The 13,148-nt window shown below is 70.8% G+C and carries 12 protein-coding genes; 8 read left to right on the plus strand and 4 right to left on the minus strand.

The window, feature by feature from the left end; genetic code table 11:
- Window positions 1-51: 51 nt before the first annotated feature.
- From OWM54_RS19480 to OWM54_RS19510, 7 genes are all read left to right on the plus strand, one after another.
- Window positions 52-828: an ROK family protein gene (locus tag OWM54_RS19480; protein WP_267698456.1), complete on the plus strand. Its 777-nt coding sequence runs from the start codon at window positions 52-54 to the stop codon at window positions 826-828.
- 178 nt (window positions 829-1,006) lie between these two features.
- Window positions 1,007-2,434 (plus strand): tetratricopeptide repeat protein, encoded by a 1,428-nt coding sequence (locus OWM54_RS19485; protein ID WP_267698457.1) that lies wholly within the window; start codon window positions 1,007-1,009, stop codon window positions 2,432-2,434.
- A gap of 66 nt (window positions 2,435-2,500) precedes the next feature.
- Entirely contained in the window at window positions 2,501-3,163 is a 663-nt protein-coding gene (locus OWM54_RS19490; RefSeq protein WP_267698458.1) for a hypothetical protein, read from the plus strand.
- A 132-nt stretch (window positions 3,164-3,295) separates the two neighbouring features.
- A complete protein-coding gene (locus OWM54_RS19495; protein ID WP_223751837.1) occupies window positions 3,296-4,192 on the plus strand; it encodes a S1C family serine protease in 897 nt (298 codons plus the stop codon).
- 16 nt (window positions 4,193-4,208) lie between these two features.
- Window positions 4,209-5,123, plus strand: a complete 915-nt coding sequence (locus OWM54_RS19500) for a S1C family serine protease (RefSeq protein ID WP_223751838.1) — start codon at window positions 4,209-4,211, stop codon at window positions 5,121-5,123.
- 160 nt (window positions 5,124-5,283) lie between these two features.
- Window positions 5,284-5,724 carry a type II secretion system protein GspG gene (locus OWM54_RS19505; RefSeq protein WP_267698459.1) on the plus strand — a complete coding sequence of 147 codons (441 nt, stop codon included), beginning with the start codon at window positions 5,284-5,286 and terminating at the stop codon, window positions 5,722-5,724.
- Complete coding sequence (locus OWM54_RS19510) at window positions 5,721-5,855, plus strand: hypothetical protein (protein ID WP_255653851.1); 135 nt, start codon at window positions 5,721-5,723, stop codon at window positions 5,853-5,855. Before OWM54_RS19505 ends, OWM54_RS19510 begins: the two co-directional genes overlap by 4 nt.
- On the opposite strand, the gene OWM54_RS19515 is transcribed toward OWM54_RS19510, so the two are convergent.
- Window positions 5,852-6,145, minus strand: coding sequence for a UBP-type zinc finger domain-containing protein (locus OWM54_RS19515; protein ID WP_046710489.1), 294 nt, complete (start codon window positions 6,143-6,145; stop codon window positions 5,852-5,854). The genes OWM54_RS19510 and OWM54_RS19515 overlap by 4 nt on opposite strands.
- A gap of 149 nt (window positions 6,146-6,294) precedes the next feature.
- Between OWM54_RS19515 and OWM54_RS19520 the strand changes: the two genes are divergently transcribed.
- Window positions 6,295-7,710, plus strand: a complete 1,416-nt coding sequence (locus OWM54_RS19520; protein ID WP_267698460.1) for a DHA2 family efflux MFS transporter permease subunit — start codon at window positions 6,295-6,297, stop codon at window positions 7,708-7,710.
- Here OWM54_RS19520 and OWM54_RS19525 read toward each other — a convergent pair.
- The 3 genes from OWM54_RS19525 to OWM54_RS19535 form a co-directional block, all read right to left on the minus strand.
- Entirely contained in the window at window positions 7,698-9,869 is a 2,172-nt protein-coding gene (locus tag OWM54_RS19525) for a zinc-dependent metalloprotease (protein ID WP_267698461.1), read from the minus strand. The two genes, OWM54_RS19520 and OWM54_RS19525, sit on opposite strands and share 13 nt — an antisense overlap.
- A gap of 239 nt (window positions 9,870-10,108) precedes the next feature.
- Window positions 10,109-10,690, minus strand: a complete 582-nt coding sequence (locus OWM54_RS19530) for a thioredoxin family protein (protein WP_223751842.1) — start codon at window positions 10,688-10,690, stop codon at window positions 10,109-10,111.
- 55 nt (window positions 10,691-10,745) lie between these two features.
- Window positions 10,746-13,049, minus strand: a complete 2,304-nt coding sequence (locus tag OWM54_RS19535) for a protein-disulfide reductase DsbD family protein (protein ID WP_267698462.1) — start codon at window positions 13,047-13,049, stop codon at window positions 10,746-10,748.
- Window positions 13,050-13,148: the final 99 nt, after the last annotated feature.

Below are 13,148 nucleotides of genomic sequence, written 5' to 3' on the forward strand. Positions count from 1 at the left end.
CGCCGATATCACGCCCCCGGAGTGACTCCGCTGGAGGTGTGGAACCTCCCGGTGCTCGGCCACGAACTGTGGGAACTGCTCAGCACCCCGCGGGTCGAGGCGGACCGGAGCGCCAAAGTCCCCGAGCACGCGCTGGCGACACGCCTGATGCCCGCGCTCGCGAGCGCTCTCGAATCCCTGGTCCATCGGCACAAGGTGGACGCGGTGTGGCTCAGTGGCGGACTCGCGTGCCTCCAGGGTTTCGAGCAGGCCCTCACGACCGCGACGACGAAGCTCGGCCGTCCCGTGGTCCTCGCCGCGTCCCCGCGCTTCGCACCCGTGCATGCGGGCCTCCGGTTGCTGACGTCCTCAGGCTCCGCACACGAAGCGCTGTGCCTCGACGTGGGCCAGACGAGCCTCAAGTGCGCGAGCCCCGAGACCCTCCAGGTCTTCGAGCGGGACACCACGATGCTGCCTCGGCTCTTCATCGGCATGCCTCGCCCCGAGGACGGGCACCACATCATCGCGGCGGTGCGCTTCCTCGCGGGAGCGCTGCGCGCCCTGGCCCCAGACGCCTCGCTGGACGCACTGTGCCTCGCGCTCCCGTGTCCTCTCGATGAGGGACTCGTTCCGGGCGGCTGCACCTACGGCTGGGAGGGACACGCGACGCTCGTGGCCGACATCCTGGCGGAGGCGCGACTGACAGGAAGCGGAGAGGTGCTCGTGCTCAACGACGCGGAGCTCGCGGCGGAGGCCGCGCGCGGCGACGCCCGTCTCGCGAGTCATCGTCGCATCCTGTGCCTCACCCTCGGCTTCGGTCCGGGAGGCGCGCTGCTCCTGCGCGACTGACACATCACCCGGCTCCACGGTCCCTGGGACGACCAGCCCCTCGCGACCGGTCCGTAGCCCTCATCATGATACCGTCCCCCACGCCGCGCGCTCCGAGCACGGCACATGAGTCCCCGAGCAAGCGTCGGCGCTGCCCTTCCCCGGTCCTCGCCATCCAACCCGCCGCCTGCGCTCCGACATGAACCTCCCCTCCCCGCTCCGAGTCCTCACGCTGGCGGTCCTCGTCACCGCCTGCGCCACGTCGCCCAAGCCCCTCCCCGCGTCCAAGCCGGGCGAGCCTCGCTACGTCGTCGGCTTCCTCTCCCTGCGCCCCACCACCCCCGAGGCGGCCGAGGAGGCCCGCGCCCAGGAAGCACGACTCCTCACCGCGCTGACCGAGCTGAGCCGGAACACGCCCATCGACGTGGTGCGCCCCACCGTGGCGGTGCCGGCCTCGCTCGAACAGGCGCCCGGGCTCGCCCGCGAGGCGAAGGTGGACCTGCTGCTCTGGGGTGACGCCACGGTGGACGCGGGCAAGCTCACGGTGAAGCTGAGCGCCTTCGAGACACTGCTGTCCCTGCCCTCGTCGTTCTGGCCCATGGAGTACGCCGCCGGCGACGCGAAGCGACCCGAGGCCCTGTCACTGGACGCCCTGCGCCTCTCGCAGGCGGTGCTCCAGGAGACCCTGCTGCCGATGATGATGCTCGACCAGCCGGCGAACACGCGCGCCGTGCTGGACGCGCTCGTCGTGAATCAGACCAAGGACTGGGTCGACTGGAACATGGACATCATCCAGCGGCGCTGGGGCATGCTGGGTCGGCTCCTGCGTGACGGCGCGCTGACGGAGAAGGGCTACCGGGCCGCGCTCGACAGCGTCCTCGCCTGGCGCAAGGACCACGCGGCCACGCCGAGCTCCGACATCAAGGAAGCCTTCTACAGCGTCGGGCTCGCCCGGGGACTGCTGCTGCAAGGCAAGCCCCAGGCGGTGGTGGACCTGCTCGCGCCCATCGTCGAGCGCATGCCGAGAGACCTCGAGTCCCGCCTGCTGCTCGGCCGCGCCCTGCTCGCCCTGGGCCGCGCGAAGGACGCGGCGGACACCCTGGAGCCGCTCGCCCGCGAGGGCACGTCCATCGGCGCCACCCGCATCTACGTCGCGGCAGTCACTGAGTTGCCCGATGGCCCATCACGCGCGACCACGGCGCTCGACACGTTGGTGGAGAAGAACCCGGAGGACGCCATGGCCCATCTGCTCCGCCACCTCACGGCGCCGGGCACCCGGGACGCCTCCGCGCTGAAGGCCTTCACCGCCACGCATCCCGGCGAGGACTGGCCGCTCCCCCTGGCGCGCCACCTCACGGGCGAGGCCCCGACCTTCGGCGCCAACCCGGACGAGGAGGAGGCGACAGACCACGGCGTACGCCTGCGTCGCATCCAGCTCCACTACTACCTGGGCGAGGCCGCGCTCGCGGGTCGACTCCCAGGCAAGGCAGGCGTCGTCGACCCCACGCTGGCACGACAGCACTTCGAGGCCGCCCTGGCCACGCACGCCTTCCACCATCCCACGTACGACGTGGCGGACTTCCAGCTCGAGCAGCTCGCCCGGGCACCGTCGGCCGAGACGCCCTGAGCGCCGTTGCGCAAGAAGCACGGCTCCGGGGTGATTGCCGTGACGCGGGCTGCGAAGGGAGCACGGATGCGGCTGGGAACGATGGCGACACTCACCGGGCTGCTCTGTGCTTGCGGCACGGGCCTCCAGAGCGCTCCCCCGGACGCGGGGGCGGCTCCGAAGGAGGAGACCCTCCCGCCCATCACGCTGGAAGAAATCGCGGTGACGGACCATGAGGACGGCACCCTCACCGTTCGCGTGCGTGGCGAGGACTTCAGCACGGGCAGCCTCCTGGTGATGACGCGTCGGACACTCGCCACCCAGGTGACGAGCAGCACCGAGCTGCGGGCGACCCTCCCTCCCTCCTTCCTCGAGGAGCGCGAGGGCCTCTATCTCGAAGCGCTGACCGCCTCGCCCCAGTACCCGCATGGCGCCAGGTCCCCGCGGCTCGGGTTCAACCTCCCCGCCCCCGAGCTGACCACCGTGGAGCCCCCAAGCGTCCCCGCGGGCTCGTCCGAGCCCACCACCGTCCTCCTCTACGGAAAGAACTTCGTGAGGAACAGCGTGGTCACCTTTCGTGGGTTGACGTACCCGCTCCACGTGGTCAGCCCCACCAGCGGCGTGGTGAACCTGCCCCCCATGCTCCCCCCCGGCGAAGAGGAGTTCGAGCCCATCCACATCGGCGTCCCCGCGCCGATCTCCGCGGAGACGAACTCCGGATGGCTGACGGTGTCGGCGCCCTCTCCCTGAGGTGAGGGCGCCGGGTCTCACTCCTCCGAAAGGAGGGGTGACCTCCCCGAACAGGCAGGTCCCCTCCCTGCCCGGTCCGCCGATGTGGCGCGCCTTCGAGGCTTTTACCTTCCGCCTCGAAAGGAACACGCCATGTCCACCGACCTCTCCTCCCTCTCCCAATCCCTCGCCTCCGTGGTGGAGCGCACCGCGCGGAGCGTCGTCCGCGTGGACGCCCGCCGTCGTCGCTGCGCCACCGGCATCGTCTGGAGCGCCGACGGGCTCATCCTCACCACCAGCCAGGTCGCCGAGCACGGCAGCCACCTCCAGGTCGGCCTGGGCGACGGGCGCACCCTCCCCGCCGAGCTCATCGGCCGGGACGCCAGCACCGACGTCGCGCTGCTGAAGGTCGACGCCACCGGACTCAATCCGCTCACCCCCACGCCGCTGGACGGCGTGAAGGTGGGGCACCTCGTCGTCACCGTGGCGCGGCCGGGGCGCACGGCGAGGGCCACGCTCGGCATGGTGAGCGCGCACGGCGAGGGCTGGCGCACGCACGCGGGCGGACGCGTGGACCGCTACCTCGAGACGGACGCGGACCTGCCTCCCGGCTTCTCCGGGGGCGCGCTGGTGGATGCGACGGGACAGTTCATCGGAGTGCTCTCCGCGGCCTTCTCTCGCACGTCCGCGGTGGTCATCCCGCACGAGACACTGACGCGGGTGACGTCGTCGCTGCGAGAGCACGGCGGCATCCGCCGGAGCTACCTGGGCGTGGGCGCGTATCCCGTGAAGCTGCCGCAGCACCAGTGGGCGGCGGCCGGAACGGAGGCAGGGCTCATCTTCCTCTCCGTGGACCCTGAGGGCCCCGCGCAGAAGGCCGGGCTGCTGATTGGCGACGTGCTGGTGAGCCTGGATGGACAGTCACTGCACCGCGTGGAGGACCTGCTCGGCTATCTGGGCGACGCGAAGACGGACACCACCATCCAGGCGCGCGTGCTGCGAGCCGGCGAGGTGAAGGAAGTGCCCATCACCCTGGGCCGGCGCTCGTGAGGACGAGGAGCACACGATGAAACTCCTGCAACAGTTCTCGGACGACCTGGAGACGCTCGTCGCGCGCGCCTCGCCCGCGGTGGTGGGCGTGGAGCACGCGCGGGGCCATGGCACGGGGCTCTTCCTCACGCCGGATGGCTACGTGCTCACCAACCGCCACGTCGTCATGCGCGGCTCGCGGAAGCTGACGGTGCAGTTGTCGAACGGAGAGGAGCTGCGCGGCTCGCTGGTGGGAGGCGACGCGCCCACGGACCTGGCAGTGGTGCGAGCGGAGGGGACGGACTTCCCGACACTGCCGCTCGCCGCGCCGGAGACGGTGCGCGTGGGCCAGCTGGTGATGGCCATCGGAAATCCGTTCCGGTTGGAGCAGTCGGTGGCGCTCGGCGTGGTGAGCGCGGTGAACCGGAGCGTCACCCTGCCGGACGGCGTCATCCTGGAGGGCATGCTCCAGACGGACGCGGCCATCAACCCGGGCAACTCCGGCGGGCCGCTCATCAACACGCGGGGCGAGGTGGTCGGGCTCAACACGCTGGTGCTGCCGTACGCACAGGGCATCGGCTTCGCGGTGAGCGCCACCACGGCGGCGTGGGTGGCCAGTCTGCTCATCCAGCGTGGCAAGGTGGAGCGGCGCTTCCTGGGCATCGCGGCGGCGGCGGTGAACCTGGGCGCGGAGCACGTGAGAGACCTGGGGCAGCCCCGGGCCGTGCGGGTCATCAAGGTGCAGGGTGGAACACCGGCGGATGACGCGGGGCTCCAGCCGGAGGACCTGCTGCTCGCCATCAACCGACGGCCGGTGAGCAGCGTGGACGACCTCCAGCGACTGATGGCCCTGGCGACGGATGACGAGGTCTCGCTGGACGTGCTGCGCAAGGGACGGCGAAGGACGGTCGCGGCGCGCACGCGTCCACGCATCGAGCCGGTGGCCGCGTGAGCACAGTGTGGCTCCGGGGCCCTGTGCGCCTCGGAGCCACGGCTGTCATTCCGGCCGGTGCGGACCCGTGGCCTTGACGGGATGACAGACACCGAAGGACGCGAGTCGGTCGGAGCGAGGGGAGGGCCACCTCGGCACGTGGCTTGAAACGCGGGCGGCGATGACCGAATCCATCCCTCGTCGCCCGTTGTCACGAGCACTCCGCCAGGCGGGCCTCGCGCTGCTATGGGTCGCGGGGCTCGGCGTGCTGGTGTTGTTCGCGATGCTCGTGGTCGCATCGGAGGTCTGCGCCGAGGCCTCACGGCGCGACCGTGCGGCCATCGACCTGAGCGCCATCCAGGGGGCACTCCTCATCCACCAGGAGCAGCACCGTCGACTGCCCACGGAGACCGAAGGGCTCAGGCTGCTCGTCGAGCACCAGTCGCTCCAGGCCCTGCCGATGGACCCGTGGCACAACGCCTACGAGTACACGGTGCGCGACGGACAGGTGCGGCTGCGCAGCCTCGGCGCCGATGGAGACCTCGGCGGCGACGGCAGCGACGCGGACATCGAGCTGACCTTCCCCGTGGCGACAGCCCCCGAAGGCGGTCCGACACCATGAGCCCCTCTCCGCATCAGCTCATCACCGGCCTCTGGCTCCACCTCTCGGGCGTCCTGGCGGCGCTGCTGCTGGCGATGCTGCTGGTGGGCTGCTTCGCCAGCCTCTTCCGCGAGGACCGCGACACGCCCTAGACGCGAGAGCCCTCTTCCTGCTCGGGCCTGTCGTCCAGGAAGAGCCGGTCCTCGAAGCACCACACCCACGTCTCACCCGGCTCGAACGACTGCACCACCGGGTGCTTCGTCTGATGGAAGTGCTTCGTCGCGTGCTTGTTCGGCGACGAGTCGCAGCACCCCACGTGCCCGCACTCCAGGCAGCGGCGGAGGTGGACCCACTGGGCATTCATCTTCAGGCACTCCTCGCAGCCGTTGGTCCGCGGCTCGGGGTTGCCCGCCTGCTCGATGTGCTTGCACTCGGTCGCCATCGCTCGTCTCCATTCGAAACACGTTGTCCGCGGACAGGGTGTGCACGGGGCCTTCGCTCCACCATGTGCTGGGCATCCGGGCAGCCAGGCTCACGGCTCCTCGAAGCCCGCCGTGGCACGATGACGATGCACGTCCCACGCTGAAGCGTATGCCTTCCGACACCACGTCCGTGGCCTACGCCAGTCCGCGCGGGCGCGGGGTGCTGCTGGCCAGCGTGCTCGGCAGTGGCATGGCCTTCCTCGACTCCACGGCGGTCAATGTCGCGCTGCCCGCGCTCGGACGCGAGCTGAACACGGGCCTCGCGGGCCTCCAGTGGGCCGTGGATGCCTACCTGCTCACGCTCGGCTCGCTCGTGCTCACGGGCGGCGCGCTCGGTGACGCGTGGGGACAGCGGCGCGTCTTCGTGCTCGGCCTCGTGGCCTTCACGCTCATGTCCGTTCTCTGTGGACTCGCCCCCAACGCCTGGACGCTCGCTCTCTTCCGCGCGGCGCAAGGCATGGGCGCGGCGCTGCTGGTGCCCGCGAGCCTCGCGCTCCTGCGCACCTCCTTCCCCGAGGCGGACCGACAGCGCGCGGTGGCCGCGTGGGCGGGACTCTCGGGTGTCACCACGGCCCTGGGCCCGTTGCTCGGAGGCTGGCTGGTCGACGCCGCGTCCTGGCGCTGGGTGTTCTTCCTCAACATCCCCATCGCCGTGCTCGCCGTCTGGGCGGCCCTCCGCTACGTGCCGGATGACCGGCCCACACGAGACACACGAAGGCTGGACCTCGCCGGCTCCATCACCGCGGCGCTCGGCTTGGGCGGCGTCATCTACGCGCTCATCGAAGGTCCCTCGCGAGGCTGGTCCCTCGCGCCCGTGCTCGCCGCCGTGGGAGGCGTGGCACTCCTGGCCGCGTTCCTCGCCATCGAGGCCCGTGCGAAACATCCGATGCTCCCGCTCGGACTGTTCCGCTCGCGGACGTTCTCCGGCGCCAACCTCACCACGCTCGCGGTGTACTTCGCGCTGGGCGGCGTGAGCTTCCTGCTCATCCTCGCGCTGCAGCAACAGCTCGGCTACTCGGCGCTCGCCGCGGGTGCGTCCCTGCTGCCCATCACCGTGCTGTTGCTCACGCTGTCTCCGCTGGTGGGAAGGCTCGCGGGACGCATCGGCGCGCGTCCGTTGATGACGGCGGGGCCGCTGCTCGCGGGCCTCGGCATGGCGCTGCTCACGCGGCTGCACCGTGGCGGTGGCTACGTGGATACGGTGCTGCCAGGGGTCCTCGTGCTGGGCCTGGGATTGAGCCTCACCGTGGGGCCCCTGACGGCGGTGGTGCTCGGCGCGGTGGAGGACCGACACGCGGGCATCGCCTCGGGCGTGAACAACGCGGTGGCGCGCATCGCGGGCCTGCTCGCGGTGGCGCTGTTGCCGTTGCTCGGTGGGCTCGCGAGCAAGACAGGAGACGCGTTCCTCCAGGGGACACGCGAGGCCCTCTGGGTCTCCGCGGGCCTGTGTGGAGCGGGAGCGCTGTGCTCCCTGCTCCTGCTGCCTCGTGACGTGGGCCAGGTGGAGCCGCCTCAGCGGAAGTAAGGCGAGTTCGCCGCCTCGATGCGCCCCAACAGCTCCAGCGTCCCCCATCGCGCCTCACCGCTGAGCGTCGGCAGCCGCGCGGTCAGCTCGGCGTGCAGCTCCAGCAGCAACCCATAGGCCGCGAGCGTCTGGTGCGCCTTGAGCACCGCCACCATCTCCCGGCGCAGCGAGAAGGGCCTGTGCCCATCGACGTCGAGGAGGATGCCACGCACATCCGAGAACAGGGCCTCGGTATAGGCGGGCGTGCTGGGCGGCGGGTTCGGGAACGCCCAGTAGTAGGGGTCCAGCTCCAGGAAGTAGAAGTCCCCCAGGATGCGCAGGGCCATCGCGTTGGCTCGCGCCACATACGCAGCCCCCTGCCCCGGGGGCACCTGGAGCGGAGGCCGGACCTGCTCCATGAGGAGGTCATAGCCCCGGACCTGCTCCTGCGCCGTGCCTCCCCGCACGTAGTCCTCGACCGTCTGGCGGGAGACGATGAACGGGAACGATTGAGGCGCGCCCGCGAGCACGTCCGCCATCAGCTCGCGTATCACCGGCGTGTGGTAGCGCGTCAGCGGGTCGTCGAAGCGGTCCAGGCTCGCGCACGCTGGCTCCGCGAGGGCGCGTCCCCTCAGCCCCGACGTGCAGAACAGGTCCGTGGGCAGCGCCGAGGACAACCCATACAGATGACGCACGGCCGCCACGTCGAACGAGCCGGGCTTCACCATGTGAATGGTGTCGAGCTCGTGCAGGTGGTCCATGACCGAGCTCGAGCGAGGCGTGGCCGGCGTCCCGTCGTACGTCCGCGAGCCGTTGAGGTTGTGCCTCAGCCCCAGCGTGTGCCCCACCTCATGCACCACGATGTGCGTGAAGTGGCGCTCCATCTTCTCCTTCTTCGTCATCGAGGCCAGCGCGGCACGGTCCGGGTCCGTCAGCGCGGCGAGCGAGCCGTGCGCTCCCATCCGGGACGTATCGAGCTCACAGAGGCGCTCCTGCGCCTCCCCTCCCCAGGACAGCCTGGGACGAGGCGGACGCTCCACGGGCGTGGTGGAGGAGAGCAGCGCCGGGTCATCCGAGAAGAAGAGGTCGGCGTCACGGAACAGGCCCGCGTTGAACACGAAGTGCGCCCGGCGAAGCTCGCCCGTGTTCGGATTGGGCGCGACGTCGGCCCAGGCCCCGGGTGGCTCGAGGACGGGGTGGAAGATGGCGAAGTTCTTGTCGTCCTCGCCGAAGTCCACGGACGCGTCCGCCAGGACCGCCTCGAAGACGGGGAAGCCGAACACCTCGTTCCACGCCTCGATGCCCCGCTTCAGCGCGCCCACCAGGTCCAGGTCGCGGTAGCGTGGGTCCTTCTTCAGCTCCAGCAGGTTGGGCGTCATGTACCAGCGGATGGGCTTCATCCCGGGGTGGATGTTCCACTTGAGGGCCTCCTGCTCCACCTCGCCCGAGGCGGGCAGCAGTCGCCCCGAGTTGAGGAAGTAGTACGGGAGCTCCGGCGGAGGCGTCCGCGTGTAGCCGGGCCCCTCACGGTACTTGCGCAGCGCGAGCGACAGCGTCCCCACCCAACGCGTGTCGTTGTACTCGAGGTACGCGGTCCGGTCCTCGGGGATGGACAGGTGCCCGAGGAAGACCTGCTCGAACATCGCGCCGCCGTCCGAGGCCCGTCGGAAGCGCTGGGCGAAGCTCATCTCCATCCGGAACGTCGCGCCCCCGAACCACCGGTCTCCGACGATGCCGATGCTGTCGCCTCCCGCCGCCGGGTCGATGAGCACGTACTGCTCCGAGCCCGGCAGCCGGTTGAACGGCGCATGGTCCGTGACGATGGGATACGACTCCAACGGGAAGTCGAGCTTCTCGTTGCCCCCGAACAGCAGGCCGTCCTTGGCATTCATGAAGAACAGCCGCCCGTTCTTCTCCCGCATCGTCACCACGTACGTCCGCAGGTTGTGGGGAACGCCCCAGTAGGCGCCGTCCGGGAAGAAGTGTCTCAGCATCCCCGACCAGAACCAGCGCTGGGACAGCTCGCTGCGGCGGATGGCCAGGTAGAACGTCCGCTCGCCATTCCCCACCACGCCATCGACCTCGCCGCGCAGCTTCGACTGCGCCTCGGACAGCGCGCCTCGGGGCACCTCCACCACGTCGCCCTCCAGCACCACGTCCAACTCCAGAGGCTCCGCCACCCGCACGGTCTCCGGGGGCTCTGAACATCCCGAGCCTGGCACCCCGCACAGGATGAACATCACCGCCACGAGGCATCGCTTCGGCAGGCGTCCGCGTCTCACCATGGGTTCGCTCCCTCCGGACGGAAGAGACGCGCGAGTCCGCTTGCAGGGGACATCGACGGCATGGCCCAGAAAAAACGAAGGTCCTCCTCCCGCGAAGGGAAGAGGACCCTGGGGACCACAGGTGGCCAGCGTCTTCAGCTCTTGTACTTCACCGAGCAGCCGTAGGGCGTGGTGGTGGCCGCGGGCACGGGCTTGCCATTGAGCACCGCGTCCACGGCGGTCTGCACGTGGTTGACCTTCTTGTCGTTCTTGCCGCGCGGGTCATCATCGATGGCGCCCGCGTAGCGGACCACGCCCTCGGTGTCGATGATGTACATGTGCGGCGTTGTCTTGGCGCCGTACGCCTTGCCCGTGGCGCCGCTCGCGTCCTGGAGCACCGGGTAGGCGAAGCCCTCCGTCTTCTTCCAGGCCGCGGACTTCTCCGGCGTGTTGTGCGCCGTGGAGTCCACCGCCAGCCACACGACCTTCTGGGCGTCGAAGCCCTTGAGCGTCTTGGTCATCGTGTCCGCCTCGTAGTGGCGCTTCACGAAGGGGCACTCGGGGTTGGTCCACTCCAGCACCACCACCTTGCCCTTGTACTTCGACAGCGAGTGCTCCTTGCCGGCCTCGTCCTTCAGCGTGAAGGCCGGAGCGGGCTTGCCGACCTCGGCATCCGCGAGGGCGGGCATGCCCACGAACAGCGAGCCGAGCGCGAGCGCGGTGAAGACCTGCTTCATGGCGTTCCTCCAGGTTGGGGACTGCATCACATGACTGCGGATGACTTCAGCTGTCTCAAGGCCGCGGGAGCTGCGCGGCGCACAACACCTTCGAGCCGTCCGGACGCGGCGAGCACGCCGACGCGCGCTTCACCGAGTCCACCACCGAATCCACCGTGAGCAGCTCCGGCAGCACCTCCGGCTTGTCCGGCGCGCTCGGGCTCAGCACCAGGTACATGGGGACACCGGCGCGCCCATGGTCCGCCAGCCGCGCGGTGATGCGCGCGTCGCGGCGCGTCCAGTCCGCCACGAAGAAGGCCACCTGGTGCTCGGTGAACGCGGCGCGGACCTCCTCGCGCGACAGCACCGTGCGCTCGTTGAACTTGCAGGTGAGGCACCAGTCCGCGGTGAAGTCGATGAACACCGGCTGCCCCGCCGCCAGCGCGGAGGCCACCGCCTCATCGCTCCACGGCTGCGCCATCGCCACCGTGGAGGACGCCTTCGCCGCCGGCGCCGCCGCCTCGTCGAAGCGCAGCGCCGCGACGCCCGAGCCCACCAGCACCACCGCCGCGATGCCCAGCGACGCCCAGCGCTTGCCGCCCTCCTGCTGCTGCGACTGGCCATACACCCACGTGCCCAGGCCCACCGCCACGAGGAACGCGAGCAGCCGCGCCATGCCGTCCACACCGGCCAGCCCGCCCATCACCCACACCAGCCACACCGTGGTGCCCAGGAGCGCGAAGCCCAGCACCTGCTTGAAGCGCTCCATCCACGCGCCCGGCTTCGGCAGCTTCTGCGCGAGCCCCGGCACCAGCACCAGCAGGCAGAACGGCAGCGCGAGCCCCAGGCCCAGCGCGGTGAACACCGCGAGCACCGTCAGCGGCCCCGCCGCGAAGGCGAAGCCCACCGCCGTGCCCAGCAGCGGCGCCGAGCAGGGCGTGGCCAGCACCACCGCGAGCACACCCTCGCCCGCGCTGTGCATCAGCCCGTGGCTCCGGTCCACCTTGCCCGCGAGCGCCGTGCCATCCAGCCCCACGTTGAAGACCCCGAAGAGGTTGAGCGCGAACGCCACCAGCACCGCGCTCACCGCCGCGACGAAGAGCGGCTCCTGGAACTGGAAGCCCCAGCCCACGCCCGCGCCGCCCGCGCGCACCGCCAGCACCGCGCCCGCGAGCGCCAGCATGCTGGCGATGATTCCGCCCGCGTACGCCGCCGCGTGCGCGCCCACCCGCCCCTGCTCCTGGCGCACCATGCGCGTGAAGCCGTAGGCCTTGAGCGCCAGCACCGGGAACACACACGGCATCAGGTTGAGCAGCGCGCCGCCGAGGAACGCGAACAACAGCGCCATGCCCAGCCCCATGGACGCCTCCTGGGGCGCGGCCGGCGCGGCGCTCGTCACCGGCTTCACCGCCGCGAGCGAGTCCTTGATGGAGGGCGCCTTCGCCACCGCCGTCGGCGCCAGGCCCGGCGCCGCCGCCACGAAGGGCGCCAGGGCCAGGTCCACCTCGAGCGCCTGATAGCCCGTGGCCTTCGTGCCCAGCCGCAGCACGCCCTTGAGGCGCGGCTCGACCTCGGGCGCGTCCGGCTCCGCCTTGCCCTTCAACGCATAGCGGCCCGGGGCCGTCTGCGTGAGCGTCACCTTGTCCACGCCGGGGTTGCGCTCGGGGACGAAGAAGTCCTTCTCCGTCGCGGCTACGCCAGCGCCGCCCGTCAGCGTGACGGTGCCGGTGAACTCCTTGCCCGCGGTGAGCTCCTTCGTGTCCAGCGCGAGCACCGCGCTGTGCCCCGTGTCCTTCGTCGGGCGGGGGACCTGCGCCTTCGCCGCGTCGAATGTGGGCGCGGCCTCGGTGTCCGCCACCGTCGCGGGCCCCACCGGGATGGAGCGCGTGAGCATCAGGTCCGCGGGGATGCAGTGCACCTCGCACACCAGCGCGTTCACCGCGGCCGACAGGTTGAGAGAGCCCGAGGCCTGCTCGGAGGCGCGCGCCTGCGCGAACAGGAGCACCTCACCCTCGTAGCCGTGCGTGGTGATGAAGCCGTCCGGGGTGCGGAAGGTGCTCGGGAACGGCCACTGGAGCGCGCCCACGGTGGAGCCGGGCGTGTCCCACGCGATGTCCGTCTCCAGACCGGAGTCGCCCGGGTTCTTCCAGTAGACATGCCAGCCCGGGTCCAGCCGGAAGCGCACGCCCACGCGGAAGGTGTCGCCCGGCTTCACCTGGGTGGAGTCCACCAGCAGCGCCGCCTCGATGCGCGGGTCGCCCTCGTCGGGCGCGCCCGTGGCCACCGCGGACGGAGGCAGCGCCGCGTGCGCCACCGCCGCCGTCAGCCACAGACCGATACCGCCCACCAGGGCGAACCTCTTGGACACCGAGTGCTTCATGCGCCTCCCGTTAACCCAGCCGAGACGGGCCCGCCAGCATCGGCGCGGGGACCACGTCCGTGCCAGAACCTCCCAGGCGGGCGGACATTCCCCGCGCCC

This window comes from Myxococcus sp. MISCRS1 (genome assembly GCF_026626605.1).
GTDB classification, from domain to species: Bacteria; Myxococcota; Myxococcia; order Myxococcales; family Myxococcaceae; genus Myxococcus; species Myxococcus fulvus.

Bases quoted from the DNA above. Each gene is read 5' to 3' on its own strand.
- OWM54_RS19485 (WP_267698457.1), top strand. From the start codon at position 1,007: ATGAACCTCCCCTCCCCGCTCCGAGTCCTCACGCTGGCGGTCCTCGTC.
- OWM54_RS19490 (WP_267698458.1), top strand. From the start codon at position 2,501: ATGCGGCTGGGAACGATGGCGACACTCACCGGGCTGCTCTGTGCTTGC.
- OWM54_RS19495 (WP_223751837.1), top strand. From the start codon at position 3,296: ATGTCCACCGACCTCTCCTCCCTCTCCCAATCCCTCGCCTCCGTGGTG.
- OWM54_RS19500 (WP_223751838.1), top strand. From the start codon at position 4,209: ATGAAACTCCTGCAACAGTTCTCGGACGACCTGGAGACGCTCGTCGCG.
- OWM54_RS19505 (WP_267698459.1), top strand. From the start codon at position 5,284: ATGACCGAATCCATCCCTCGTCGCCCGTTGTCACGAGCACTCCGCCAG.
- OWM54_RS19510 (WP_255653851.1), top strand. From the start codon at position 5,721: ATGAGCCCCTCTCCGCATCAGCTCATCACCGGCCTCTGGCTCCACCTC.
- OWM54_RS19515 (WP_046710489.1), bottom strand. From the start codon at position 6,145: ATGGCGACCGAGTGCAAGCACATCGAGCAGGCGGGCAACCCCGAGCCG.
- OWM54_RS19520 (WP_267698460.1), top strand. From the start codon at position 6,295: ATGCCTTCCGACACCACGTCCGTGGCCTACGCCAGTCCGCGCGGGCGC.
- OWM54_RS19530 (WP_223751842.1), bottom strand. From the start codon at position 10,690: ATGAAGCAGGTCTTCACCGCGCTCGCGCTCGGCTCGCTGTTCGTGGGC.
- OWM54_RS19535 (WP_267698462.1), bottom strand. From the start codon at position 13,049: ATGAAGCACTCGGTGTCCAAGAGGTTCGCCCTGGTGGGCGGTATCGGT.